The organism is Mesorhizobium sp. B2-5-13, assembly GCF_006440535.1.
Classification (GTDB): Bacteria; Pseudomonadota; Alphaproteobacteria; order Rhizobiales; family Rhizobiaceae; genus Mesorhizobium; species Mesorhizobium salmacidum.
Genome location: NZ_VFUI01000001.1, coordinates 300158 through 326984 on the forward strand (window position 1 = coordinate 300158; position 26827 = coordinate 326984).

The 26827-nt window shown below is 62.6% G+C and carries 21 protein-coding genes; 7 read left to right on the forward strand and 14 right to left on the reverse strand.

Features of this window, described 5'->3' with window-relative positions; translation table 11 throughout:
• A complete protein-coding gene (locus FJ434_RS01525) occupies positions 1-810 on the reverse strand; it encodes an ABC transporter ATP-binding protein (protein ID WP_140750120.1) in 810 nt (269 codons plus the stop codon).
• Positions 811-814: 4 nt separating this feature from the next.
• Positions 815-2002: an ABC transporter permease gene (locus FJ434_RS01530; RefSeq protein WP_140503651.1), complete on the reverse strand. Its 1188-nt coding sequence runs from the start codon at positions 2000-2002 to the stop codon at positions 815-817.
• A 77-nt stretch (positions 2003-2079) separates the two neighbouring features.
• On the opposite strand from FJ434_RS01530, the gene dgcA reads away from it, so the two are divergent.
• Positions 2080-3063, forward strand: a complete 984-nt coding sequence (gene dgcA / locus FJ434_RS01535; protein WP_140750118.1) for an N-acetyl-D-Glu racemase DgcA — start codon at positions 2080-2082, stop codon at positions 3061-3063.
• On the opposite strand, the gene FJ434_RS01540 is transcribed toward dgcA, so the two are convergent.
• A complete protein-coding gene (locus FJ434_RS01540) occupies positions 3034-4248 on the reverse strand; it encodes an MFS transporter (protein WP_140750116.1) in 1215 nt (404 codons plus the stop codon). The genes dgcA and FJ434_RS01540 overlap by 30 nt on opposite strands.
• 130 nt (positions 4249-4378) lie before the next feature.
• Entirely contained in the window at positions 4379-5161 is a 783-nt protein-coding gene (locus FJ434_RS01545) for a UDP-2,3-diacylglucosamine diphosphatase (protein WP_032936358.1), read from the reverse strand.
• A gap of 152 nt (positions 5162-5313) precedes the next feature.
• Here FJ434_RS01545 and FJ434_RS01550 point away from each other — a divergent pair, with 152 nt between their 5' ends.
• From FJ434_RS01550 to FJ434_RS01560, 3 genes are all read left to right on the forward strand, one after another.
• On the forward strand, positions 5314-6093 hold the full coding sequence (locus tag FJ434_RS01550; protein ID WP_140750114.1) for an SDR family oxidoreductase: 780 nt from the start codon (positions 5314-5316) through the stop codon (positions 6091-6093).
• A gap of 168 nt (positions 6094-6261) precedes the next feature.
• Complete coding sequence (locus FJ434_RS01555; RefSeq protein WP_140503643.1) at positions 6262-8586, forward strand: NADP-dependent malic enzyme; 2325 nt, start codon at positions 6262-6264, stop codon at positions 8584-8586.
• A 69-nt stretch (positions 8587-8655) separates the two neighbouring features.
• On the forward strand, positions 8656-9855 hold the full coding sequence (locus FJ434_RS01560) for a DUF2865 domain-containing protein (protein WP_140750112.1): 1200 nt from the start codon (positions 8656-8658) through the stop codon (positions 9853-9855).
• On the opposite strand, the gene FJ434_RS01565 is transcribed toward FJ434_RS01560, so the two are convergent.
• The 5 genes from FJ434_RS01565 to FJ434_RS01585 all read right to left on the reverse strand — a co-directional run bounded on the left by FJ434_RS01565 (position 9773) and on the right by FJ434_RS01585 (position 17473).
• The gene (locus tag FJ434_RS01565; RefSeq protein WP_140503639.1) at positions 9773-11146 is read right to left on the reverse strand and encodes a glutamate--tRNA ligase; all 1374 of its coding nucleotides are present in this window, start codon (positions 11144-11146) and stop codon (positions 9773-9775) included. The genes FJ434_RS01560 and FJ434_RS01565 overlap by 83 nt on opposite strands.
• A gap of 197 nt (positions 11147-11343) precedes the next feature.
• A complete protein-coding gene (locus tag FJ434_RS01570) occupies positions 11344-12525 on the reverse strand; it encodes a hypothetical protein (protein WP_140750110.1) in 1182 nt (393 codons plus the stop codon).
• A gap of 192 nt (positions 12526-12717) precedes the next feature.
• Positions 12718-14523 (reverse strand): ABC transporter ATP-binding protein, encoded by a 1806-nt coding sequence (locus FJ434_RS01575; RefSeq protein ID WP_140750108.1) that lies wholly within the window; start codon positions 14521-14523, stop codon positions 12718-12720.
• 493 nt (positions 14524-15016) lie between these two features.
• The gene (locus tag FJ434_RS01580) at positions 15017-16693 is read right to left on the reverse strand and encodes an NAD+ synthase (protein WP_140750106.1); all 1677 of its coding nucleotides are present in this window, start codon (positions 16691-16693) and stop codon (positions 15017-15019) included.
• A gap of 63 nt (positions 16694-16756) precedes the next feature.
• The gene (locus FJ434_RS01585) at positions 16757-17473 is read right to left on the reverse strand and encodes a DNA-3-methyladenine glycosylase I (protein WP_140750104.1); all 717 of its coding nucleotides are present in this window, start codon (positions 17471-17473) and stop codon (positions 16757-16759) included.
• Between the two features lie 88 nt (positions 17474-17561).
• Here FJ434_RS01585 and FJ434_RS01590 point away from each other — a divergent pair, with 88 nt between their 5' ends.
• The gene (locus tag FJ434_RS01590) at positions 17562-18122 is read left to right on the forward strand and encodes a DUF1003 domain-containing protein (RefSeq protein ID WP_140711793.1); all 561 of its coding nucleotides are present in this window, start codon (positions 17562-17564) and stop codon (positions 18120-18122) included.
• Positions 18119-18706 (forward strand): DedA family protein, encoded by a 588-nt coding sequence (locus tag FJ434_RS01595; protein WP_140750102.1) that lies wholly within the window; start codon positions 18119-18121, stop codon positions 18704-18706. Before FJ434_RS01590 ends, FJ434_RS01595 begins: the two co-directional genes overlap by 4 nt.
• Before the next feature lie 5 nt (positions 18707-18711).
• Here the strand turns inward: FJ434_RS01595 and FJ434_RS01600 are convergent, their stop codons facing one another.
• The 3 genes from FJ434_RS01600 to FJ434_RS01610 form a co-directional block, all read right to left on the reverse strand.
• Positions 18712-19299, reverse strand: coding sequence for a hemerythrin domain-containing protein (locus FJ434_RS01600; RefSeq protein ID WP_140750100.1), 588 nt, complete (start codon positions 19297-19299; stop codon positions 18712-18714).
• Between the two features lie 40 nt (positions 19300-19339).
• Entirely contained in the window at positions 19340-19699 is a 360-nt protein-coding gene (locus tag FJ434_RS01605; RefSeq protein WP_140750098.1) for a diacylglycerol kinase, read from the reverse strand.
• Positions 19700-19777: 78 nt separating this feature from the next.
• The gene (locus FJ434_RS01610; RefSeq protein WP_140750096.1) at positions 19778-20194 is read right to left on the reverse strand and encodes a GFA family protein; all 417 of its coding nucleotides are present in this window, start codon (positions 20192-20194) and stop codon (positions 19778-19780) included.
• Between the two features lie 396 nt (positions 20195-20590).
• Here FJ434_RS01610 and FJ434_RS01615 point away from each other — a divergent pair, with 396 nt between their 5' ends.
• Positions 20591-21661 carry a diguanylate cyclase gene (locus FJ434_RS01615; protein ID WP_140750094.1) on the forward strand — a complete coding sequence of 357 codons (1071 nt, stop codon included), beginning with the start codon at positions 20591-20593 and terminating at the stop codon, positions 21659-21661.
• A gap of 102 nt (positions 21662-21763) precedes the next feature.
• Here the strand turns inward: FJ434_RS01615 and FJ434_RS01620 are convergent, their stop codons facing one another.
• Together FJ434_RS01620 and mfd are read right to left on the reverse strand one after the other, a co-directional pair.
• Positions 21764-23137 carry a 3-deoxy-7-phosphoheptulonate synthase class II gene (locus FJ434_RS01620; protein ID WP_140750092.1) on the reverse strand — a complete coding sequence of 458 codons (1374 nt, stop codon included), beginning with the start codon at positions 23135-23137 and terminating at the stop codon, positions 21764-21766.
• 158 nt (positions 23138-23295) lie between these two features.
• Complete coding sequence (mfd, locus tag FJ434_RS01625) at positions 23296-26793, reverse strand: transcription-repair coupling factor (RefSeq protein WP_140750090.1); 3498 nt, start codon at positions 26791-26793, stop codon at positions 23296-23298.
• Positions 26794-26827 lie beyond the last annotated feature (34 nt).

Consider the following 26827-nt stretch of genomic DNA (forward strand, 5'->3'; position numbering starts at 1 on the left):
CTATGCACGTGCGGCAAGATCAAGTTGCCGGGCGCGTTTTCCGCGGAAATAGGATTTCACCCACGGTTCCTCGCTCTTCAGCATGTCGTCGATACTGCCTTCGACCAGCACCTTTTTCTTGCCGAGCACCGCCACGTGGTCGCAAGCGGTAAACAGCGTGTCGAGGTCGTGGGTCACCATGTAAACGGTCAGATCCATGGTGTCGCGCAGCTTGACGACGAGCTCGTCGAACTCGGCCGCGCTGATCGGATCGAGGCCCGACGTCGGCTCGTCGAGAAAGACGATGTCCGGATCAAGCGCCAGCGCCCTGGCAAGCGCGGCACGCTTGATCATGCCGCCGGAGAGCTCGGAGGGAAATTTCTGCGCCGCGTCCGGCGGCAGGCCGACCAGCTCGATCTTCAGCAGCGCCAGCTCGTCCATCAGCTTCCGGGGCAGGTCGAGATATTCGCGCATCGGCACCTGCACGTTCTCCATCACGGTCAGCGCCGAAAACAGCGCACCATGCTGGAACAGTACGCCAAGACGCATGTCGATGCGTAGCCGCTCGATATCGCTTGCCTTGTCGACGTCGACGCCAAACAGTTTGATTGTTCCCGACTGCTTGGGCATCAGCCCGAGAATGGTGCGCAACAGCACGGACTTGCCGGCGCCCGAGGCTCCGACGAACCCCAGTATCTCGCCGCGCGTGATGTCGAGCGACAGCTTGTCGAGGATCAGCTTGTCGTCAATGGCAACGGTGACGTCGTGCACCGAGAGGACGATTTCACTGTCGTCCACGCCCTTCACCTCTATCCCGTTGCCCTTCGCCATCTTGTCAGAACTCGATCGCTGCGTAGAACATGGCGAAAAGCCCGTCGAGGATGATGACGACGAAGATCGACTTCACCACCGAAGCGGTCACGTGCTGGCCGAGCGATTCGGCACTGCCGCCGACCTTCATGCCCTCGACGGAGGCGATCGTGCCGATGATCATGGCCATGAACGGCGCCTTGATCAGCCCGGCGAAAATCGTGCTGAGATCGATTGCGACACGCAACCGGTCGATGAAGGCAGCGGGTGGGATATCGGAGTAAAGCCAGGCAGCGACAATGCCGCCGCCGAGTGCGGCGAAATTGGCGATGATCGTCAGGCAGGGCAAGGCGATCACCAGCGCTACAAGGCGCGGAAAGACCAGGACGCCGATCGGATTGAGGCCGATGACCTTCAGCGCGTCGACCTCCTCGCGCATCTTCATCGAGCCGATTTCGGCGGTGATCGCGCTGCCGGAGCGGCCGGCGATCATGATTGCCGTCATCAGCACGCCGAGTTCGCGCAGGATCAGCACGCCGACGAGATCGACGACGAAGATATCGGCGCCGAAATAGCTGAGCTGATAAGCGCCCTGCTGGGCAACGATGGCGCCGACGATCGCCGACATCAGCACCACCACGGGGATTGCGCCGACGCCCATGCGATCGATCTGGTTGAAAATCGCCGCCGGGTTGACGGCATGGCCGCGGCCGAGCTTCATCTGCGCGCCGCGAATGGTGGCGCCCAATATATTCATCGAAGCGAGGAAATCGTCGCGCATCTCGTAGACGCGCCGGCCAACCGCCTCCAGCGCCCGAATGACAATGTTGGGCGGCCGCGCCGGTCCGGATTCGGGTTCGCGCCGGACAGCTTCGCCGACCGCGTCGAGCAGGATGGAGGCGATCTCGCTTTGGCCTTGCAGCCGGACCTCGACGTTCTTCTTCTCGAAGGCGCTGACCAGCCGGTCAATCAGCCAGGCGCCGGCGGTATCGATCTTCTCGATTTTTGAAAGATCAAGCGCCAAAGTTTTGAAACCGCTTCGTTTCTCGATTTTGCGCATGTCGGCGTCGATCAGCGCCACGGTCCGTGTCGTCCAGATTCCGGAGAACGCGCAGCCGAGGACGCCACCTTCCTCGCCGACCGCCACGCGCGGGTCGTGGTCACCCCCCGAGGCGGTCGTGCCGCTTGCGTCGCGCTTGCCTATGGTCAACATGGCGTCCTGTTTAGCCCGATGGGTCCGACCTTGTCGATTTGCCGACAACCCTTCTCGCATAGCCGGAGCAGAAAAATATGGCGCGTGTCATTTCGGTCGAGGCCGAGCGGTTTCCGATCGCCGGAACCTTCACCATTTCGCGCGGCTCCAAGACCGAGGCCGAGGTAATCACGTGCACGATCAGCCAGGGTGGCCATGTCGGGCGCGGCGAATGTGTTCCTTATAAGCGCTATGGCGAGACGATGGAGGGTGTTCGCGATGCTATTGAGGCGATGCGCGACCGGATCGCCAGCGGGATGGACCGCACCGCCCTGCTCGACGCAATGCCTGCTGGGGCGGGGCGTAACGCCATAGACTGTGCCCTTTGGGACCTTGAAGCCAAGATCAGCGGCAATCCGGTGGCGAACGCAATCTGGCCGGCCCCGTTGCGTCAGCTCGAAACCGCCTACACGCTGTCGCTCGGCGAACCGGAAGCGATGGCGGCGCAGGCTCGCGCCAATGCCGGCAGGCCGCTGCTCAAGGTCAAGATCGGCGGCGACAACGACATCGCCCGCATCCGGGCGGTGAGACAGGCAGCACCCGAGAGCCGACTGATCCTTGATGCCAATGAAGGTTGGACCGACGACAACATTGTCGCGAACTTCGCCTTTGCCGGCGAACAGGACATCGCCCTGATCGAACAGCCGCTGCCGGCGGGCCGGGACGGCATCCTGCGCCACATCGCGCATCCGGTGCCGGTCTGCGCCGACGAAAGCGTTCATGAAGCGGGGAACCTCGAAGCGCTTGTCGGTCTCTACGACGCCGTCAACATCAAGCTCGACAAGTCCGGCGGGCTGACGGCGGCGCTCACCTTGCGCGACCGCGCCCGTGAACTGGGCTTTGGCGTCATGGTCGGCTGCATGGTCGGCACGTCGCTGGCAATGGCGCCGGCTGTGCTGCTTGCGCAAGGAGCCGATTTCGTCGACCTCGACGGGCCGCTCCTGCTTGCCCGGGACCGTGTGCCGGGCCTCGTTTACCAGGGATCGCTCGTCTCACCGCCGGACCGGGCGCTGTGGGGCTGAGCGCGCGGCAAGCCCGATCAGCACGAGGCCAATGATCGCGATCGGGATCATCGCAAGGAACCCGTCGACGCCCAGACGGTCATAGAGCGGACCGGACGCAAGCGTGACGGCGGCCATGAAGAAACCGTTGAAAAAATAGGCGATGCCTTGCGCGGCACCCGTGCGCTCTTCGGACACGGTTTCGGCGATCATCTTCTGCAGGCCGATCAGCACCATCGCGACAGACACCGAATGCAGCGACTGCACGGCGAAGAACCCGCCGACGCCAAGGCCGAGCGGCCATACCAGCGGAAAGGCGAACCAACGCACGATCGAACCGATGCCGGCAATGAGCATTACCCGGACGACGGATACGGAGGCGAAAATGCGATTGAACAACAAAAACATGCAGACTTCGGAGACGACGCCCCAAGCCCACAGCAGGCCGACGACGGAATCGCTGATGCCTATCGATTTCCAGTAGATCGAGACGAAGCCGTAAAGGAAGGCATGGCTGGCGGTGATGATGCCGACGCCAAGCGTGAAATAGAGGAAATAAGCATTAAATAGCCCCGGCGCCGCGTGCTGGATTTCCGCCGCCGACAGTGGCGAGGCTTTGCGCGGCCGCCCCATGCGCGGCGCCAGCAGGCCTGCGGCGAGCGCCGCGCCAAGGGCAAGGAATATGATCACCGGAACGGCTTGAGGGCCGCTGGCCGCCAGAATGAAGCCGCCTGCGACATTGGCCAGGAGATAGCAGACCGACCCCCATTTACGCATGCTCGCATAATTGGAACCGAAGCGGCGCACGCCCGAAAGCGCGAGCGAATCGGCGATCGGCGAATGCGGCGTCCAGACAACGGTCAGCAACAACGACACCGCCAGCACCGTCGCGTAGGTCGGTGTCAGGAAGTACCCCGCGGAGAGCAGCAGCGAGGCCGCGACCAGTACGACATAGACGTCGGCGCGGTCCCTGGCTCGATCGGCAAGTGTCGTCAGCAGCGGCGTCGTCAGCACGCGCAGGAACATCGGCGCTGCCAGGATGACGGCGATCTGTTCGGCGTGAAATCCCTTGGCCTGCAACCAAAGCGGGAAATAGGGCAAATGGATGCCAAGCGATATGAACAGCGTGCCGAAGATCAGGCTCATGCGCAGCTCAAAACGGCCCGGCTTCACGAGTTGTTCGGGCGAAAGCGGCGGCAGCAGCATGAATCGATCCAATGACGCTGCGCTCAACGACCGGCGAGCAGCGAGAACCGATCCTTAACATGAGGAAAAACCGGGCGAAACCGGCTGGACCAGCCGATTAACACCAGAAAGTGCAGGTCCGGCTTCCGCCTCAGGCGGCCTGCACCACCCTGTCCTCGATGAGCATCGGGATGAAGGGTTCATCAGGCGCTTCAGGCAGGATATGCGCCCAGGTCAGGATTTCCATGCGGCCGTCGAAATGCTCGACCACGGCGGTGCAACTCTCCACCCAGTCACCGGTGTTGATATACTGCACGTCGCCATAGCTTTCGATGGCGGCATGGTGGATGTGCCCGCAGATGACGCCGTCGACATGCGAGCGTCGCGCTTCCTCGCTGAGCACCGTCTGGAACGAGCCGATGAAGTTCACCGCCTTCTTGACCTTGACCTTGGCCCAGGACGAAAACGACCAGTAAGGCAGGCCGAGCAGTTGGCGCAACCGCGTGATCACCCGGTTAACCTGCATGGCAGCGTCATAGGCATGGTCGCCGAGATAGGCGAGCCAACGCTGGTTGTGGACGACGGTATCGAACTGGTCGCCATGGATGACCAGCAGTCGCCGGCCATCGGCGGTTTCGTGGATGGCGCGGTCGGCAACGACGATGCCGCCGAAATGCACGCCCTGGAACTGGCGGGCGAATTCGTCGTGATTGCCGGCGATATAGGTGATCGAGGCGCCCTTGCGCGCCTTGCGCAGCAGTTTCTGCACGACGTCATTGTGGCTTTGCGGCCAGTGCCAGCTGCGCCTCAGGCGCCAGCCGTCGACGATATCGCCGACCAGATAGATGATGTCGGCATCGTGGTAGCGAAGGAAATCGATCAGGAAATCAGCCTTCGCCGCCTTCGATCCGAGATGGACGTCGGAAATGAACATGCTGCGGAAAGTGCGGGGCTCTTGGCCTGGCATCGCGGATTCACCCTTGCGTTCGAGCAGCCTATGCCCCGATTCATGCAACAACCGTATGACGGTTGCGATTGGTCCAGCGCTGGCGCTAGCCTGCCGGGCAAATCAAGGAGAAAATCATCATGGATCTCGGTATCCGCGGAAAGAAGGCCATCGTCTGCGCTTCGAGCAAGGGGCTTGGTCGTGGCTGCGCCATGGCGCTGGGCGAGGCAGGCTGCGACATCGTCGTCAATGGGCGCAATGCGGAGCTGGTCGCCAAAACCGCCGCGGAGCTGCGCCAGCGCCATGGTGTGATGGTGACGGAGGTCGTCGGCGACGTTTCGAAGCCGGAGGTACAGAAAGCGTTGCTCGCCGCCTGTCCGGAACCCGACATCCTCGTCAACAACAATGGCGGGCCGCCGCTTCGCGATTTCCGCGAGCTCGATCGTGGAAAGATCCTCGAAGGCGTTACCCAGAACATGGTGACACCGATCGAACTGGTGCAGGCGGTCATCGACGGCATGGCGGCGCGCGGCTTCGGGCGCATCGTCAACATCACCTCGCTGTCGGTCTATGTCCCCATCCCCGGCCTTGACCTGTCATCTGGTGCGCGCGCCGGCCTGACGTCGTTCCTCGCCGGCGTGGCGCGCACGGTGATCGAGCGCAACGTCACTATCAACAGCCTGCTGCCGGGCAAGCTCGATACCGACCGGCTGCGCGGCCCGCATGAGGCCGGCACGCCAGAGGATCCCAAGGCGGCCGCGGCGCGCAAGACCCGCATCAGTGCCGACGTACCGGCCAAGCGGCTCGGCACTCCGGAGGAATTCGGCCAGATCTGCGCCTTCCTGTGCTCTGTCCACGCCGGCTATCTGACCGGGCAGAACATACCCGTCGACGGCGGTCTCTACGTCAGCGCCTTTTGACCTGCGAAGCAGGGCAACCTGATTTCGCATGAAACAACCGTAACCATCTGAGAATTATTGGATTTTCCCGCGCCGGCATTTAAAGCTTCCGGCGCGTCAATTAGCGTCGCGAAAAATCTTGGCCTCATGCTAAAAGGACTCTCGAAGCAGGTTTGGAGGAGCGGCCGCATGGAAGGCGAGAACAAGAAAACGGCACGTTCGGACCTCGACGAAGCCGCCCTCTACTTCCATAAGCACCCGACGCCGGGAAAGCTCGAGATCCAGGCCACCAAGCCACTCGGCAACCAGCGCGACCTGGCGCTCGCTTATTCGCCCGGCGTCGCCGCCCCTTGCCTGGAGATTCGCGACGATCCGGCGACTGCCGCCGACTACACGGCGCGCGCCAACCTGGTCGGCGTCGTGTCGAACGGCTCGGCCGTGCTCGGCCTAGGCAATATCGGGCCGCTGGCCTCCAAGCCGGTGATGGAGGGCAAGGCGGTCCTGTTCAAGAAGTTCGCCGGCATCGACGTCTTCGACATCGAGATCGACGCGCCGGAAATCGAGCGCATGGTCGAAACCGTCGCCGCGCTGGAACCGACTTTTGGTGGCATCAACCTCGAGGACATCAAGGCGCCGGAGTGTTTTGAAGTCGAAGAACGCCTGAAAGCTCGCATGAGCATACCGGTGTTCCATGACGACCAGCACGGCACCGCCATCATCGTCGCCGCCGCCGTGCTCAATGGGCTGGAATTCGCCGGCAAGACCATTTCGGACATCAAGGTCGTCACTTCCGGCGCAGGTGCTGCCGCCCTTGCCTGCCTCAATCTGCTCGTTTCGCTCGGCGTGCGCGTCGAGAACATCTGGGTCACCGACCGTTTCGGCGTCGCCTACAAGGGTCGTGTCGACGAGATGGACCGCTGGAAAGACCCTTATGTAAAAGACACAGAGGCGCGCACGCTCGCCGACGTCATAGCGGGCGCCGATGTCTTTCTCGGCCTCTCGGCCGCCGGTGTGCTGAAGCCGGAGCTGCTGCAACACATGGCGGCGAAGCCGTTGATCCTGGCGCTTGCCAATCCCAATCCGGAGATCATGCCGGAAGTGGCGCGCGCGGCGCGTCCGGACGCCATGATCTGCACGGGCCGGTCCGATTTTCCCAATCAGGTCAATAACGTGCTTTGCTTCCCCTATATCTTCAGGGGAGCGCTCGACTGCGGCGCCAGCGCCATCAATGAGGAGATGAAGATGGCGGCGGTGCGGGCGATCGCCGCCCTTGCCCGCGAAGAACCTTCCGATGTCGCCGCGCGCGCCTATTCGGGCGAAACGCCGATCTTCGGACCCGAATTCCTGATCCCCTCGCCCTTCGACCCGCGTCTCATCCTGCGCATCGCGCCGGCCGTCGCCAAGGCAGCCTGCGACACCGGTGTGGCGACACGGCCGATCACGGACTTCGCCGCCTATATCGACAAGCTCAATCGCTTCGTCTTCCGCTCCGGTCTGGTGATGAAGCCGGTGTTCTCCTCCGCCAAGTCCTCGAGCGCCAAACGCGTCATCTACGCCGACGGCGAGGACGAGCGTGTCCTGCGTGCCGCCCAGGTTGTGCTTGAGGAAGGTATCGCCGAGCCGATCCTGATCGGCCGCCCGCACGTCATCGAGGTCAGGCTGAAGCGTTATGGCCTGCGCATCAAGCCCGGTGTCGATTTCGGCTTGATCAACCCGGAGGACGATCCGCGCTACCGCCACTATGTCGACCTCCTGATCGAACTCGCCGGCCGCCGCGGCGTGACGACAGAGGCCGCGCGTACCATGGTGCGCACCGACAACACGGTGATCGCGGCGTTGGCGCTGAAGCGCGGCGACGCCGATGCCATGGTCTGTGGCCTCGAAGGCCGTTTCGAGCGGCATCTGCGCAACGTGACGCTAATCATTGGGCCGCGCACCGGCATCAAGGACCGGGATCTGTCGACCCTTTCCATGCTGATCTCGCAGCGCGGCATCATCTTCCTTACCGACACTCACGTCTCCGTCGACCCCACGGCCGACGAAATCGCCGAGATGACCGTGCTGGCGGCGGAAGAAATCCAGCGTTTCGGCATCGAGCCGAAGGCGGCACTGCTGTCGCATTCGGATTTCGGCTCGCGTGATTCGCCGAGCGCGCTGAAGATGCGTCAGGCAGCGGCCATTCTGGCGCGCATCGCGCCGGAGCTGCAGTGCGACGGCGAAATGCATGCCGATTCCGCTTTGTCGGAGCATCTGCGCCAGCGCGTCTATCCGCATTCGCGTCTGAAGGGCGAAGCCAATCTCCTGGTGTTCCCGAACCTCGATTCGGCCAACATCACGCTGACGGCGCTGCGGGCCATGATGGATGCCCTGCATGTCGGCCCCATCCTCCTCGGCACCGACAAGCCGGCGCACATATTGACGCCCTCGGTGACCTCGCGCGGCGTCGTTAACATGACGGCGCTGGCGGTGGTCGAAGCCGCGCACAAGGCGCAGGCGATCGCCAATCTGGACTGACTTCCGAAATGGACGATTAACCGCGAACGGGTTAGCCTTGGCGACCAGAGGCAAGCGGGATCGAGGCGGATGGCAAGCGGAGGTTTGAAGCAGGCCCATGCTGCCGTGCTGCTTGGCCTTCTGCTGTCCGGCGCAGCGGTCGGCGAGCCGCAGGCCGCTTCACGGGTCTGCCGTCAACTGGAGGCCGATCTCGCCGCGGCCTCACGCGGCGGTGGCGGCGGCCCGGCACTGGTCCGGAAATACGACGCCGCGATCGAAAGGCAGCGCGAACAGATCTCGAAGGCTCGCGGCCAGGCGAACAGTGCCGGCTGTGGGTTCTCGCTGTTTTCGCGCAACATCAACCAGTGTTCCAGGCTGAACGCCACTATCGAGCGCATGAATGCCAATCTCGACAGTCTGCAGGCCAAGCGTGCCCAACTCGCCGGCGGCGGCGGTTCACGCCGCGACCGGGGCCGTATTCTGGCGGCGCTCGATGCCAATGACTGCCGTGACGATGCAGTGGCACCCCGCCGCGCGCCTCCGCAGGAAGCCAATCGTGAAGATGGGGCCAATGCCAATCTCTTCGATCAGCTTTTCGGCGGCGGCAACCGGCAGATCGATACGTTGGACCAGCCTGACGATTCCGGCGAGGAACGCGACGTCAGCCGCGTCCTCAACCAGCCCGGCATTCCGGACGTTGCGAGCAGCGGCGGCGAATTCCACACCAGTTGCGTCCGCACCTGCGATGGCTATTTCTTCCCCATGTCGAACGCCGCCTCGGCCGGCGATTTCGAGCGCGACCAGAAGAATTGCGAATCGGCCTGCCCCGGCACCGAGATGCAGGTTTTCTATTCGCGCGGCATGGACGACGATTCGGCATCGATGACGTCATCGGTCACCGGCAGGCCCTATGGCGAATTGTCAACCGCCTATCTCTACAAACAGCCCAACATGTCGCGGCCGCCCGCTTGCGGCTGCAATGCCGCACAGAATTTCCAGATCATTGGCGGCAACCCGCCAAGTCAGCAACAATCACAGCCCGAACCGGATGCGGCGCCGACTATTCCGGCCTCGAAGCCTGATCCGGGTGCCGACCCCGAGACCCTGGCCAATAGAGACGGCGGACTCGACCGTGAAGCCATCAAGCGCCTTTCGGCCAAGCCGGTGGCATCGCCGGTTTCGGCCCTGCCTCCGGAACAGCGCAAGGTCAGGGTCGTCGGGCCATCGTTCCTTCCCGACCCATCAGCGGCAATAGATCTGCAAGCTCCGGCCCCGAAGGCAGTCCAGTAAGGGCAAGCCTGAGCGGCATGAACAGCGCCTTGCCCTTGCGGCCGGTCGCTTCCCTGATCTTGCCGGTCCAATCCTTCCAGACCGTCCCGTTCCACGGTTCCTCAGGCAGGAGATCGAGTGCCTGATGCAGAAAATCGCGGTCGTCATCGGAAAACTCGGGCTTCTCCTGCGGCCCTTCGCGCAGGACACGCCACCAGGCAACCGCATCGGCCAACCGGTCGATATTGCCGCGCACCGCCAGCCAGAACGGTTCGGCGTGTTCGCCTGAAATACCCAGCACCATCAGCCGGTCCCGCGCCTCGTCGAACGGCATACGCTGCAGCAGCACCCGGTTGAGCACGAACAGTTCGGCCGGATCGAACTTGGACGACGATTTCGAGGTCGCGGCCGGATCGAAATGGCCGGCAAGTTCGGCCAGGTCATGCGCGGCCGCGACATTCTCCGACGTGCCGACCAGCACCGCCAGCGAAGCGACGGCCATCGGCTCGATGCCGTCTTCGCGCAGGCTCTCGATGGAAAGTGCGCCGGTGCGCTTCGACAGCCCCTCGCCCGAGACGGTGGTCAGGAGATTGTGGTGGCCGAAGACCGGCGGCTCGGCACCCAGCGCCTTGAACAGAGCGATCTGCACGCCGGTGTTCGTGACATGATCGTCGCCGCGGATGACGTGGCTGACGCCCATCTCGATGTCGTCGACAACGGAGGGCAGCGTGTAGAGATAGGTGCCATCCTCACGCACCAGCACCGGATCGGACAGCGAAGCCAGATCCACCGTCTCCTCGCCACGCACCAGATCGTCCCAGTGGATCTCGGTGCGCTCCGGCTGCCGCGGATCGCTGGAGAAATTGGGCAGCAGGAAACGCCAATGGGGCCGGCGCCCGTCGGCCTGATATTCGGCCACCTGCTCTGTCGTCAGCGCCAATGCCTCGCGGCCATAGACCGGCGGCAGGCCTCGCGTGCGGCGCACCTTGCGCCTGAGGTCGAGTTCTTCCGGCGTTTCATAGCAGGCGTAGAGAACACCCGCCGCCTTCAGCCGCTCGACCGCAGCGTCATAGACTTCGAAGCGCCGCGACTGATAATCAGTGACATCCGGGAAGATGCCCAGCCAGTGCAGGTCGTAGAGGATGGCGTCGGCGAATTCCTGCTTCGAGCGGGCGATGTCGGTGTCGTCGAAGCGCTGGATGAAGCGGCCCTTGTTGTTGAGGGCAAACAGCCAGTTGAACAGAGCTGTGCGCGCATTGCCGATATGGATGCGGCCGGTTGGTGACGGGGCGAAACGAACGGTAACTGTCATGAGCGGGGCGTACCGTATGCCTTTGTGATTGACAAGACGCGCCCCCGCGCCGTGCCGCAGACATAGAACATGGCGACTGGAATGAAAAGACCGTGCCGGGCAGCCTCAAGCGGCGGATGGCGGCGGCCAGCCTGGCGGCACCGCCATAAGAGGGTGCAGCCAACCGGCGGAGTCGACGAAAAGGTCGTTGAAGACGATCAGCGGCCGAAGTCGTCGGAACTGAGGCGGGTCCAGCGGTCGCCCATCAACCCGCCGATAGCGATGTCGCCGGAGCGGACCGCTTCCGTGACATCGGGGATTCGCGAGCGGACCATCGTCCCCCCGGCATAACGGAAGAAGAGATTCCTGTAGCCGAAGAGGTGAGGCATGAACCTGCTCTGGGTCTGTCCGGTGATACCCACGCAGCCCATATCCCGCGCAGCCGCGACAAGGCCTTCCAGCGTCGCGCCCCAGTGGTGTCCGGAAGCCTGGATTTGCAACAGGATCGCTATGTCGCCGGCTTGACCGTAGAAGGCGTAGCAACCGAGCATTTTGCCCGTCGCGTCGTAAGTCCCGCCGAAATGAAGGGGGCCGTTGGCCCGCTTCTCAGTCGCCAGTGCGAGCAGCCGGGGCAGTTCGCCATCCTTCCAACTCGGGCGAAGGGCATAATCGGACAGGAGGGTCGGCAGCCGCTCTGCAAATTGCCCGGCATTGATCGGCTCGGCATGGACCCGTTGCGACGATAAATGCTGGACGGGCGGTTCGAACCTTCGTTTCGCGAGAACGTCGAATGCTCTCGCGCAGGGATCGAGTGCCAGGCGAGGCAGGCGAGGCCATTTGCGGTGCAATGCGGCGGCGGCCATCGCGGCCGGCCGGAAAACATAGGTCCATCCCAAACAATGGACCGGCAGGAGTTGGTATTTCATCGGACGAGCGAAGGCCAGAGATACCCGGTTGGCCGAATCGGTCAGCTGCAGATCGAATTCGCCTTGATGCAAGGCACGCAGCAATTGCGGTCCGGCCGAGCCGTGATCGGCGCCAGGGTCGGCCATGAACGGACCGATGATCGCCGCATTCAATGTCGCTCCGTTGAGCTCGTAACGGGCTTTCAGGACGCCAAGGAACCCACCTAGATCGCCCTGCGGGTTGATCTGGACAAGAGCGTTGCTCTCACCGGACTGGCCGGCAGGGTCAAGATAGATCTTCCCCATATACTCCGCCGTTTCCGCGATCGCGCGATCGAGGAGGTGACGCCGACGCCGGCGAAACTTCGTCAGGAAGAGTGCGGCGACGCGCTCGAGATCTTCGGCGGCAAGCGGCCGAACCGAGCCGTGCTGAGATTCCAGCACCGATGGCGCAGCCACCTTTTCCACACCGGTAGTTTCGGAATCAAGACGCATTGTGAGACCGCTTAGATTGCTTCTTTGGTATACAACAACCAAAAGTAGAGAAACGAATTTCGGTCGGTAACGTAAACAGACGTCGCAAATCGATGTCTGAAAAGGGCTTCACTGGCAGGTTCGCTCAGCCAGCATACGCCAAGTGATAGGCACTCCGGATGGCCTCCGGCCAAAGCCGGAGGCCATCTCAGGTCAGTCGACGAGGCCCTTGGTCAGCTCCAGCGCCTGGCGCTCGAACAGGCGGCGGTAGATGCCGCCCTTCAGGCGGATCAACTCGTCATGCGAGCCTTCCTCGACGATCTTGCCGCGATCGAAGACCAGCAGCCTGTCGAGTGCCCTCACCGTCGAAAGCCGATGCGCGATGACCAGCGTCGTGCGGCCGACCATAAGCCGTTCCATCGCCTGCTGGATCAGCACCTCGGATTCCGAATCGAGGCTCGACGTCGCCTCGTCCAGGATCAGGATGCGCGCATCGGCCAGGAAAGCGCGGGCGATGGCCACGCGCTGGCGCTCGCCGCCCGACAGTTTCACGCCACGCTCGCCAACCAGCGTGCCATAGCCCTTCGGCAGGTTGGCGATGAAGTCGTGCGCGCTCGCCAGCCTGGCGGCATGCTCGATCTCCTCCTGGCTGGCGCTTGGCCTGCTATAGGCGATGTTTTCGGCCAGCGAACGGTGGAACAGGATCGGTTCCTGCTGGACGATGGCGATCTGGCCGCGCAGCGACGCCTGGGCGACCTGAGAGATATCCTGGCCATCGATCACGATCTTTCCCGCGTTAACGTCATAGAGCCGCTGGATGAGCTTAACGAATGTCGTCTTGCCCGAACCCGAGTGACCGACGAGCCCGACACGTTCGCCTGGCGCGATGTCGACCGAAAAGCCGCGGTAGAGCGGCGACCGGTGATTGCCGTAGTGGAAGGTGACGTTGTCGAGGGCAATGTGACCCTGCGTGATGGCAATCGGTCCGGCGCCGGGCCGATCTTCGATCCCGAGCGGTTCCGACTGGAAATCGACCAATTCCTCCATGTCGTTGATTGAACGCTGCAAATTGCGGATATGCGTGCCGATATCGCGCAAATAGCCTTGCAGCACGAAGAACGAGGTCAGCACAAAGGCGACATCGCCGGCGCTCGCCTGCCCCCACGACCACAGCATCAGCGCCAGGCCGATCACCGCGGCGCGCATGACCAGCAGCAGCGCCCCTTGCGTGGTGCCGTTGATGGTGCCGCGCACCCAGGTGCGCCGTGTGCGGGCGCGCCATTTGGCAACCACCCTGGCGAGGCGGCGCTCCTCGCGCTCCTCGGCGCCAAAGCCCTTGACCACGGCGTTGCAGCTCACCGCGTCGGCCAGCGAACCACCGAGACGCGTGTCCCAGGTGTTGGCGAGCCTTGCCGCCGGCGCGACATAGCCGAGCGACAGCATCGCCGTCACCGTGATGAACAGCACCGAGCCGGCTGCGACGACCACGCCCATCAGCGGCCAGAACCAGCCGAGCAGCAGCGTCGAGCCGGCGAGCATGACAACGGACGGCAGCAGCGCGATCAGGATGGTGTCGTTCAGCAGGTCGAGCGCCCACATGCCGCGCGTCACCTTGCGCACGGTCGAGCCGGCAAAACTGTTGGCATGCCAATCGGTCGAAAAGCGCTGAACGCGATGGAAGGCGTCGGCCGCGATGTCGGCCATCATCTTGAGTGTCAACTCAACGATACCCATGAAGGCAAGGTTGCGCAGCACGACCCCGGTGAGCGCCAGCGCCATCAGAATCAAGAATGCCGTCATCGCTGCATTCCAGGCAATGGCGTCCGCGCCGGCGCTGCTGGCGACGGCGTCGACCAGCCGGCCGGAATAGAGCGGTGTCAGCACGTCGGCCAGCGTCGACAGCAGGAAACCGCCCATGATCAGCGAGAGCCGCCAGGGCTGACGCCGCCAATGTATGAGCGTGAACCCAAGAACGCTACGAAAGGCGCTGGCGCGCAAATCGATCTTGAAACGAGCCATGATGTCATTCGGGCGCAAACGAGCCCGATCCCAGTAAGGTCGAAAATTGAAAAACCGCGCCGGAGCGAATTGCCCTTGAATGCGGAGGTTCGGCTATGGTTGGTCGCCTGCCCTTGGGCGGCGACCGGCAGCGGCAAATGCCTTTCCTGCGTCCGGTGTCGTTCCGATACTTCGGAACACCGGCGCAGACCTAGGCCTCGCGGCCTCGCATAACGATGTCAAATCCTGGCATTCGGTCCTCCCTGAAGGGAATCGCGGAGACGCCGTTATACGGACGCTTCGATCGTTCGCCAAGGCAAGCCATGGCCAAAAGCACTTCTGATCCAGCCGATGAGGCGATTTTGCAACAGTCGGACCTGTGCCTATCGTCGCCGCATGGTTTTCACCCGGCAGGCCATCAACAGGCCGGAGGTCGCTCGGAAATCGATTCGCGACAGTCGCCATGCTTGCGCCCGCAGCATCGCGCACTCTCGCTCAGCAAGCGAAAAGACGCCTATCCACGATCCCTGAAACGGTTGGTGATGGGATAGCGGCGGTCGCGGCCAAAATTCTTCCTGGTGATCTTCACACCCGGTGCCGCCTGCCGGCGCTTGTATTCGGCGATGTAGAGCAGATGTTCGATGCGCGTCACCGTCGCCCGGTCGTGGCCACGCGCGACGATGTCGTCGACGCCCATTTCGTTCTCGACCAGGCATTCCAGAATATCGTCCAGCACCGGATAGGGCGGCAGCGAATCCTGGTCTGTCTGGTTCTCGCGCAATTCGGCCGACGGCGCCTTGTCGATGATGTTCTTCGGGATCACCTCGCCCGAAGGTCCGAGCGCGCCCGGCGGCACATGACTGTTGCGCCAGCGCGACAGCGCATAGACCTGCATCTTGTAAAGGTCCTTGATCGGATTGAAGCCGCCGTTCATGTCGCCATAGAGCGTGGCGTAGCCGACCGACATCTCGCTCTTGTTGCCCGTGGTCACTACCATGGAGCCGAATTTGTTGGAGATCGCCATCAGGATGGTGCCGCGCGCACGGCTCTGCAAATTCTCCTCGGTGATGCCTTCCTTGGTGCCTTCGAACAACTGCGTCAGCGTGTGCAAAAATCCTTCGACCGGCTCGAAGATCGGCACGATGTCATAGCGGCAGCCGAGCGCACGGGCGCAGTCCTCGGCATCCCTAAGCGAGTCCTTCGAGGTGTAGCGATAAGGCATCATGACGGCACGCAGCCGCTCCTCGCCGAGCGCATCGACCGCAAGGGCGGCACAGATCGCCGAATCGATGCCGCCGGACAGACCGAGCACCACGTTCTTGAAGCCGTTCTTGTTGACGTAGTCGCGCAGGCCGAGCATGCAGGCGCGGTAGTCGGCCTCCTCCTTGTCCGGGATTTTCGACATCGGTCCTTGCGAGCAGACCCAGCCGTTATCCGTACGTTTCCAGATGGTGACGTCGACCGCGTCCTCGAACTGGCTCATCTGGAAGGCGAGCGTCTTGTCCGCCCCGATGGCGAAGGAGGCGCCGTCGAAGATCAGCTCGTCCTGGCCGCCGAGCTGGTTGGCATAGATCATCGGCAATCCGCATTCGATGACCTGCTTGATAACGACCTGGTGGCGAACGTCGATCTTGGCGCGATAGTAGGGCGAACCGTTCGGCACCAGCAGGATTTCCGCGCCGCTTTCGGCCAGCGTCTCGCAGATGCCGACCTCGCCCCAGATGTCCTCGCAGATCGGTATGCCTATGCGCACGCCGCGGAAGTTGACCGGTCCCTGGATCTCGGGCCCTGCCTGGAAGACGCGCTTCTCGTCGAACTCGCCGTAATTCGGCAGGTCGAGCTTGTAGCGTTCGGCGATGATCTTGCCGCCATCGGCGAACACGATGGAATTATGCGTGCCGCTCTTGCGCTTCAGCGGCGTGCCGATGATGACGCCCGGACCGCCGTCGGCGGTATCGGCGGCAAAGTCCTCGGCGGCGCGCTCGCATGCCCTGAGGAAGGCCGGCTTCAGCACCAGATCCTCCGGCGGATAGCCAGCAAGGAAAAGCTCGGTATAGAGCACGAGATCGGCGCCCTGGCGGGCGGCATCCGCCCTCGCCTCGCGTGCCTTGGCGAGGTTGCCGGCGACGTCACCGACGGTCGGGTTGAGCTGGGCGATGGCGATACGCAGTATGTCGAGCTTCTTGGTCATGCTGCTGACTTAGCGCGGCGGAATTCACCTCGCAATGGCGTTCGTTTGGACCAATTCAGACCGTCAATCGTCGCCCATATAGTCGCGCAACGATTGCGGAGAGTGGTTTTCGCCGATCGACATCGCCAGGATGCGCGAGATGTGCCGGCGCGGCAGGCCTGTCTCGTCAGCCCATCGGTTGATCTGGATCTGGACTTTGTCGAGGTCTTTCTTCGATGTCGGATTTTCGGCGATGTCGAGGCCCGCGTCGCGAAGTGCGGCCGCCATGTCGGCCGAAATGACGAAAGCATCCCAGCCCAGCCAGCGCAGGAAATACTGGCCGGTGTTGCCGCCGAGCCGGCTGCCATGCTTGCCCAGATAGGCCATCAGCCCGATCTGGTCGTCGGCGGGCCATTCGGCGAGAAAATTGCCGAAGCCGCCATGTTCCCTGGACACGCGTTCAACGAAAGCGGCGTTGTCGCGAACGGATTTGATCTTCTGCGGATTGCGCACGATGCGTTGATCCAAAGCCAGGTCGTACCAGAAATCGTCAGGCTGGAACAACAGCCGCTTGGGCTCGAAGCGCAGGAACGCCTCTTCGAATCCAGGCCATTTCTGCTCGATGACCCGCCAGACGAAGCCGGCTGCGAAGACGCGCTCGGCCATCGTCGAGAGGATACGGTCATCGGTGATGTCGGCCACCACCGCATTGTCGGGCATCGGCCCCAACAGGGAGGTCAGTTCCGCCTCATCGCCCTTGCGATTTGCCGCGCGAGCACGAATTTTTTTGAAGTCGGCCATCGGTCCCCCTCGTTTCGCCTCAATCTAGCACTTCCCGCCCGGGCCGGCAGCCTCTACGTCTAGCGCAGCAAAGCGCTTGGAGACGACCATGAACAGGACGATCGACGATCTGGCGAACCGCTGGCTGAGGCGAAAGCCGGATGGGCTGAGCCAGCTGGAGAGCCGGGTGCTGCAAAGCACCATCGAGCGTACCACCATCACCAGGGACACCAACAAGGCCGTGGCCTTCCACCAGACCTTTGGCGACCGCCTTGCCGATACGATAGCCCGCATCGGTGGCTCCTGGTCGTTCATCCTGACCTTCGTCGCCTTCCTGATCGTGTGGACATCAGGCAATGTCTGGCTGTTGTCGCGCGATGCGTTCGACCCCTACCCCTTCATCTTCCTCAACCTGGTGCTGTCGATGGTCGCCGCCCTGCAGGCGCCGGTGATCATGATGGCGCAGAACCGCCAGACCGAGCGCGACCGCATCGATGCCGCCCATGACTACGAGGTCAATCTGAAGGCCGAGATCGAGATCATGGCGCTGCATGAGAAACTGGACGAACTGCGCCACAGCGAGATCATCGGCATGCGCGACGAGATCGTGCGGCTGGCGGAAATGGTCAAGCGGATCGATGAAAGACTGTCACAGCAGTCAGCTACATGACCGACGCGATCCACCATTTCATTGAACAATACGGGTTGCTGGCGGTTTTTCTCGGCTGCGTGGCCGAAGGCGAAAGTGCCGCAATCCTGGGTGGCTTCTTCGCTCACCAGCATGTTTTCGTACTGTGGCATGCCTTTGTCGCGGCAGCGCTGGGTGCCTTCGCCGGCGACACCTTCTTCTTCACCCTCGGCAGGAGTTTCACCGACAATCGCCATGTCGTCAGGCTGCGCCGGCGGCCCGGCTTTCGCCGCGCCTACCGCCTGCTCAACACTCATCCCAACATCTTCGTGCTGTCGAACCGCTACGTCTACGGCATGCGCCTGGTCGGCGGCGTGGCGGCCGGCCTTTCGACCATAGCGGCGCCGCGCTTCGTTATCCTCAACGCCATCTCATCGGTGATCTGGGCGGTGCTGTTCAGCACGATCGGTTATGTCTTCGGATTGGGGGCCGAAGAATTGGTTGGCCAGGCGCTGATGCGCCACGAGCGGTTGTTCGTCGGGCTTGGCATCGGCCTTGCCGTGGCCGTGCTTGCATGGCTTGTCGCCCGCCACATCGCCAAGCGGGAACGCGCCAAGGAGTTTTGACCTGACTAGTCGATGCCGAGCCCCTGATCACCCCGATCGAGAATGAGCGGGATGATCAGATCCTCCTCATCGGCGAGATGCCGGGTCAGCATTGCGGTCAGTCGGCTGTTTTCGTCGGCATAAGCATCGGCGGCGAAGCGCTGCTTGTCCTCACTCTCCTGAAGTGTACGGATGAAGGCATTCGCTGCCTCGGCGTTGCGCTCCAGTCCTTCGTGGATCGTGTGGTGATCGGCATCGAGAATGTCGAAGCCACGTTTCAGACGGGGCTCCGCCTTGGTGAAAGCCGGGAAATATTGGTAATCCTCGACATTGTGGTGGCCGTCGAGATGCCCGAGAAAATGGTTGAGGCGCGGCGCGAACCAGCGCGCGAAATCGGGGGCCGTCAGTCTGCCTTCGCGATAGTTGCCAATGCCGACGCCGAGCATGCCGCCGAGTTCGCGGAACATGTCGTGCCGCTGCAGCCACATATTGGCTATGCCATGAATGTTGGCGTGGGCCTGCCAGTTCTCGCGCGGATACTTTTCGGCCAGCCAGCGCAGGTCTTCCGGCAGGCCCAGCCGTTCGAGAAGCGAGGAATTCGTGACCTCTGCCATGACGGTCTCCTTTGGTGACTGTCATACAGGCATCAAAGTTTCAGATCTGCACCCCCGCTATGCGCTCGATGAGAGCGATGCCCCAGACGCCGCCGGCAATCACTACCGAAATCAGCACCGCCAGCGAGCCGCAATCCTTGGCGAGCTGGATGTCGATATGGAACTCACGAGAAATTGCGTCGCACGCCGCTTCGATGCCGGTGTTCAGCACTTCGACCATGATCAAGAGGAGCACCGAGCCGATCAGCAGCGCGTAACCGCGCCAGGATACCGAGACGAACCATCCGGCGGGCAAGGCCAGCACCAGCAGCATCAGTTCCTGCTGGAAAGCCTTCTCGCTGACCGCAAGCTTGCGAAATGCCCGCACCGAATTGATAAAAGCATCGATCAGCCGCTGCATGCCAAGGCCCCTCTCGGAATCACCGGCCCGGGATAAAGCAATGCCCCGATCAATGGAATGAGGCTGATCGTCCAAATTTCATTCGGCTACCGGTATGGATGGCGTCGACTTTTCAAACTGCGGCAGGCCGTCGTCGATCAAATAATAGTCGCCTTTGTCGCCGACGAAGATATGACATTCGCCCTCGAGCGCCGTCGGCTTGTCGAACGATCCCGCCATGACCGAGATATAGTCTTGATCCATTGCCTTCCAGAACAGCAGCGACCCGCATGTTTTGCAAAAGCCGCGCCTGGCGAAGCCGGACGCTTCATACCAGGTGATGCTTTCCGTGCCTTCGATCGCGATGTCGGGGTCGGCAACATTGGTCGCTGCATAGAAATGCCCGCTCTGTTTGCGGCATTGCGAACAATGGCAGTAGACAACGCCACGCAACGTCCCACTTGTCCGGAAGCGGACCGCTCCGCACAGGCATGATCCCTGGTGGTTGTCGCTCATTTCCGCACTCCTCGAAGAACTTCGTCCGGCATCACTGTCAAGATTCCAGCTTCGCGGTGGTTACGCGCAAGCAAATACGACATCGATTGGCGTAACGAATTCGAAATTCAGTTTCATTTGCAGCAGTTCAAATTCAAAACGCCAAATATGGTGTTACCCTGGGATCGCGATGCAAAACTTTACGCGCGTACAGTCACAGCTAGAGAAAACCTGTGGAAGTCGTGCGAATTAAGGAAACTTTAGCGCCGACGCAACTATGATCTCACAAGCGAAGGGTGCGGATGGGGCCGCGCCTCTTCGCAAGATGTTCTGGAGCATTGGGTAGCGCTCCCCAGGTCGGCGATCAATGGACCCGCGAATTCTGCGTCGGGATCCGAGGGGAAGAGTGAATCAGACATGCAGCCGGCAGCAGCCTCGACCAAACGAAGCACCGATATCGCAACCACCGTTGTCGCGACCATGCGCCAGCTTGGCGTACTCGGCCTGCCACGCAACTACGAGATTTTCTATGAGGCCTTGAGCGGCACCAATCGCGAGCTCAGCCTCGCCGTCGTGTCGTTGAGCAACCGGCCGACGCAGGACGAACTCGATCAGATCGGGCGCATCTTCTTCGCCCATAACCATGGTCCCGGCATTGTCGAGCATGCCAGAGATGTCATCGCCCGAGAACTCGAGGAGGTCGCGTCGCTCTTGCGCAGCGAGCGCAGCCACATCGAAAAATACGGCAGGATCCTCGATGAGACATCAAGCGGCCTGAGCAACCGCAGCCTTCTCTCTCAGGACCTTCTGCAAAAGATCGCCAACGCAATGACCATCGCGACCAATTCGACGATCGATCACGGCCGGCAGATCGCCTCGACGCTCAGCGACAAGACGGCAGAACTCGAGAGCGTCAAGTCGAAGCTCGAGGAATACAAGCGGCTGGCCGACACGGATCCGTTGACCAAGATCTGGAACCGCCGCGCCTTCGACAAGGAAATCACCAGGATCTACAACAGCAACAAGGGTATCCTGTTCAATGCCCTGATCCTCGTCGACATCGATCGGTTCAAGGACATCAACGACCGCTACGGCCATCCTGTCGGCGACAAGATCATCCAGATCATCGCCGAGATTTTCCAGACCAGCATTCGTGGCGACATGTTCGTCGCCCGCACCGGCGGCGAGGAGTTCGCGCTGATCATCGAGGGCGCCAGCGAGGACGCAACCTACGAGATCGCGGAACGCATTCGCGCCCTGATCGAGCAGACGCCGTTCACCAGCAGCCAGACCGGCATAAATTACGGCACGGTGACGGTATCGATGGGTATCTGCATGGCGTCCGAGGCCGAAGGCCCCGAGGACCTCTACACCAAGGCGGATCGGGCGCTCTATCGCTCGAAAGTCAGTGGCCGCAACCGCGTTACCAGGCATTCGGCCATGGCAGGGCGCGCCGGCAAGAGCTGGCTGCTCTACAAGCAAGACTGAAGCTTTTGCGGTTGCACCGGCACTGTCGGAGGCAAAAGATGAAAACGGAAAAGGCGCCGGGTTTCCCAGGCGCCTTTGCTTTATCGATCCAATTGATCCGGCTCAGCCGTTCGCGACCTGCTTGTGCTGCACCGGGTGGCTCTTCTTCAACAGGTCCGAGACCAGGAACGCCAGTTCGATTGCCTGGTCGGCATTGAGGCGCGGATCGCAATGGGTGTGGTAGCGGTCCTGCAACTCCTCGGCCGTGATGGCGCGCGCGCCACCGGTGCATTCGGTGACGTTCTTGCCGGTCATCTCGACATGGATGCCGCCTGGATGAGTGCCTTCGGCGCGGTGCACCTCGAAGAAGGTCTGCACCTCCTTCAGGATGCGATCGAAGGGCCGCGTCTTGTAGCCGGCCGCTTCGATCGTGTTGCCGTGCATCGGGTCCGACGACCAGACCACGCTGCGGCCTTCCTTCTGCACCGCGCGCACCAGCTTCGGCAGATGGTCGGCAACCTTGTCCGAACCGAAGCGGGCGATCAGCGTCAATCGCCCCGGCTCATTCTCGGGGTTCAACAGATCGATCAGTTCCAGCAGGCCGTCCGGCGTCAGCGACGGACCGCATTTCAGGCCGAGCGGGTTCTTGATGCCGCGGCAATATTCGACGTGCGCGTGATCGGGTTGGCGCGTGCGGTCGCCGATCCAGATCATATGGCCCGACGTGGCGTACCAGTCGCCGGAGGTCGAATCCACACGGGTCAGCGCCTCCTCGTAGCCGAGCAGCAGCGCCTCGTGGCTGGTGTAGAAGTCGGTTTCACGCAGCGCGAAATTGGTTTCCGACGTAATGCCGACGGCGCGCATGAAATCCATGGTCTCGGTGATGCGGTTGGCAAGCGATTCGTATTTCTCGCCCTGCGGGCTGTCGGAGACGAAGCCGAGCATCCAGCGATGCACATTCTCCAGGTTGGCATAGCCGCCCTGCGCGAAGGCACGCAGAAGATTGAGCGTCGCCGCCGACTGACGATAAGCCATTTCCTGGCGGGCAGGATCGGGAATGCGTGATTTCGCGTCGAATTCGATGCCATTGATGATGTCGCCGCGATAGCTCGGCAGCGTCACCTCGCCCTTGATCTCGTTGTCGGACGAGCGCGGCTTGGCGAACTGGCCGGCGACGCGGCCAACCTTCACCACTGGCTGCGCACCGGCGAAGGTCAGCACGACCGACATCTGCAGGAAGACGCGGAAGAAGTCGCGGATGTTGTCCGCGCCATGTTCGGCAAAACTCTCGGCGCAGTCGCCGCCCTGGAGCAGGAAGGCTTCCCCGGCGGCAACAGTCGCCAGCTGCTTCTTCAGCTTGCGCGCCTCGCCGGCGAAGACCAGCGGCGGAAAGGTGGCGAGTTGGGCTTCCGTGTTCTTCAGCGCCGCAAGGTCCGGATAAGCGGGAACCTGTTTGATCGGCTTTGCTCTCCACGAATTCGGCGACCATTTCGTCATCGCTGCACCCAACGCTCTTTCCGGCGAACACCTTGCCCGCCATTTCCAGCCCCTAAATGGGGTGGCGGCTCCATACACGAAGCCGATTTCCTATTCTAGACCGGAATTTCGGTGCTGGCGAATGGCTTGACGCCCCCGGGACGCCCCGAAAGGCGAGATCAGGCCGTCTTCTCAGCCAACTTCGCCAGTTGCGTCATGACGACAGCCGAGCCCGCCAGACGCTTCTCCGCCGTCGGCCAGTCGCGGATGAAGACCACGCTCTGGTCGGCCCGGATCTTGGCCAGCGAACCCTGCTCACCAATATACTTGACCAGTCCGACGGGGTTCGAAAATTCGCGCTTGCGGAAATGGATGACGACGCCCTTCGGCCCCGCATCGAGCTTCTCGACATTGGCCTTGCGGCAGAGCGCCTTGATGAAGACGATCTTGAGGAGATGTTTCACCTCCTCCGGCAGCGGGCCGAAACGGTCGATCAGCTCGGCGCCGAAGGCGTCGATTTCCTCGGTGTTTTCGAGATCGCCGAGACGGCGGTAGAGCGCCAGCCTGAGCTGCAGGTCCGGCACGTAGCCTTCCGGGATCATCACGGCGGTGCCGACGGCGATCTGCGGCGACCAGCCGCCATCCTGGACCTCGCCGGAATCCTTCACCTCGGCCACCGCCTCCTCCAGCATCTGCTGGTAGAGCTCGAAGCCGACCTCCTTGATGTGCCCGGACTGTTCCTCGCCGAGAAGATTGCCGGCGCCCCTGATGTCAAGGTCATGGCTGGCGAGCTGGAAGCCGGCGCCCAGCGTGTCGAGCGATTGCAGTACCTTCAGACGGCGCTCGGCGGTGTCGGTCAGCTTGCGGTTGGCCGGCAGGGTGAACAGCGCATAGGCGCGCACCTTCGAGCGCCCGACGCGGCCGCGCAGCTGATAGAGCTGCGACAGGCCGAACATGTCGGCGCGATGGATGATCAGCGTGTTGGCGGTCGGGATATCGAGGCCGGATTCGACGATTGTGGTCGATAGAAGCACGTCGTACTGGCCGTCATAAAAGGCGTTCATGATGTCGTCGAGTTCGCCCGGCGGCATCTGGCCGTGGGCCACCGCCACTTTCAGTTCGGGAACGGATTCCTTCAGGAAATCATGGATTTCCGCCAGATCGCTGATACGAGGCACGACATAGAAAGAATGCCCGCCACGGTAACGCTCACGCAGCAGCGTCTCGCGAATCACCAACGGATCGAACGGCGAGATGAAGGTGCGCACCGCCATGCGGTCGACCGGCGGCGTGGCGATGAGCGACAGTTCGCGCACGCCCGTCAGCGCCAGCTGCAGCGTGCGCGGGATCGGCGTCGCCGACAGCGTCAGCACATGGACGCCGGTCTTCAGGTCTTTCAGCCGCTCCTTGTGCTTGACGCCAAAATGCTGCTCCTCGTCAATAATCAGCAGGCCGAGATTCTTGAACGAGATGGCGGAACCGAGCAGCGCATGGGTGCCGATAACGATATCGACCTGCCCTTCGGCGATGCCCTTCTTGGTCTCGGCCAGATCCTTGGCACCGACCAGCCGCGAGGCCTGGGCGACACGAATGGGAAGCCCTGAGAAACGCTGCGAGAATGTCTTGAAATGCTGGCGCGACAACAGCGTCGTCGGCACCACCACCGCGACCTGAAACCCTTCCATCGCCGTGATGAAGGCGCCGCGCAGCGCCACTTCAGTTTTGCCAAAGCCGACATCGCCGCAGATCAGCCGGTCCATCGGCTTGCCGGCGCCAAGGTCGCCGCGCACCGAGTCGATGGCCGTCTGCTGGTCGTCGGTTTCCTCGTAGGGGAACCGGGCTGCGAACTCGTCATAGAGGCCTTCGGCCGGCACCAGGGCCGGTGCGGCCCGCATCTGCCGCTCGGCGGCGATGCGGATCAGTTGTCCGGCCATGTCGAGCAGGCGCCGCTTCAGCTTCGCCTTGCGCGACTGCCAGGCGCCGCCGCCCAGCTTGTCCAGCGTAGCCTCGGCCGTGTCGGAGCCGTAGCGCGACAGCAGCTCGATGTTTTCCACCGGCAGGAACAGCCGGTCGTCGCCGGCATAGTGGATTTCCAGGCAGTCATGCGGCGCGCCGACCGCTTCGATGGTGCGCAGGCCGATGAAACGGCCAATGCCATGGTCGGCATGGACGACAATATCGCCGGCCGACAAGGCCGAGGCTTCGGCGATGAAGTCGGACGCGCGCTTCTTGCGCTTCGAACGGCGGATCAGCCGGTCGCCCAGAATGTCCTGTTCGGCGACGACGACCAGCTTTTCAGTCTCAAAACCGGATTCCAGCGGCAAAACCGCCAATGCGGCCTGTCCCGGCTCGAGCTGGTCGGCCTCCGCCAGCGTCTCGACCTGCTTGAGATTGCCGAGATGGTGCTCGGCCAGGATCTGGCCAAGCCGGTCGAGGGAGCCCTCGGTCCAGCCAGCGATGACGACGCGGCGGCGCGCCGCGCGCTCGTCGGCTATGTGTCGGACGACGACATCGAACACATTGACGTTCGGATCGGCTCGCTCCTCGACGAAGCTGCGGCCATGGCGCGAGCCGGCGTGGAAGACTTTCTTGTTCCCCAGGTCCGGCGCGTCGAACACGGTAAAGTCGATGTCTTCGCGCCCGCCAAGCGAAGCCTTCAGATTCTCCGGCGAGAGATAGAGCAGATCCGGCGCCACCGGCTTGTAGGGAACCGCATCCTTGAGCGCCGCGTCAGCCTGTTTTTTGCGCGCCTCGTAGTGATCGAGGATCAGCGTATGGCGCTCGGCCAGCGCCTCATGTGCCAGATGGTCGAAAACCACGGGTGCGTCGGGCAGGTAATCGAACACCGTCTCCAGCCGGTCGTAGAAGAACGGCAGCCAATGCTCCATACCGGCGAAGCGCCGGCCTTCGCTGACCGCCGCATAGAGCCCGTCGTCACGCGATGGCGCGCCAAAGGCTTCGATATAGGAGCGGCGGAAGCGGCTGATGGTTTCCGGCGTCAGCGCCACTTCGCTCATCGCCTGCAGCGCCATCGACTTGCGCTGACCGGTGGTGCGCTGCGTGGCAGCGTCGAAGACGCGGATCGATTCCAGCGTGTCGCCGAAGAAATCAAGCCGCAGCGCCTCGGTCCAACCGGGTGCGAAGAGGTCGAGAATGCCGCCGCGCACCGCGAATTCGCCGATGCCGCGCACGGTCGGCACCCGCTCGAATCCCGACGTCTCCAGCCGTGCAATCAGCGCATTCATGTCGATCTGGTTGCCGGGTCTGGCGTGGAAGGTCTGCGCCTCGACAAGCTCAGCGGGCGGAATGCGCTGCAGCAGCGCGTTGGCGGTGGTGAGAATGACGGCACGGTGCGGTTTCTTCGCCAGCGCGATCATGGCGGTCAGCGCATCGAGGCGCTTGGCGGCGGCATCGGAACCGGGCGACACACGGTCGTATGGCAGACAGTCCCAGGCAGGCAGTTCCAGCACAGGCAGCCCGGGCGCGACGAAGGACAGCGCCTCGATGATGGAAGGCAAGCGCTGGCCGTCGCGGGCCACGAACAGCACGGGCTTGTCGGGTGCGATTTCGAGCGCCGTCTGTACCAGCGCGAAGGCCTCGTAGCCGTCGGCGACACCGTCGACGATGAACTGGCCGGCGCGGCCCTTCGGCAAGCCAATGGTGGGGATGAGAGCCATCAAATCACGGTCTTGTTTATCGCAATTCCGAACG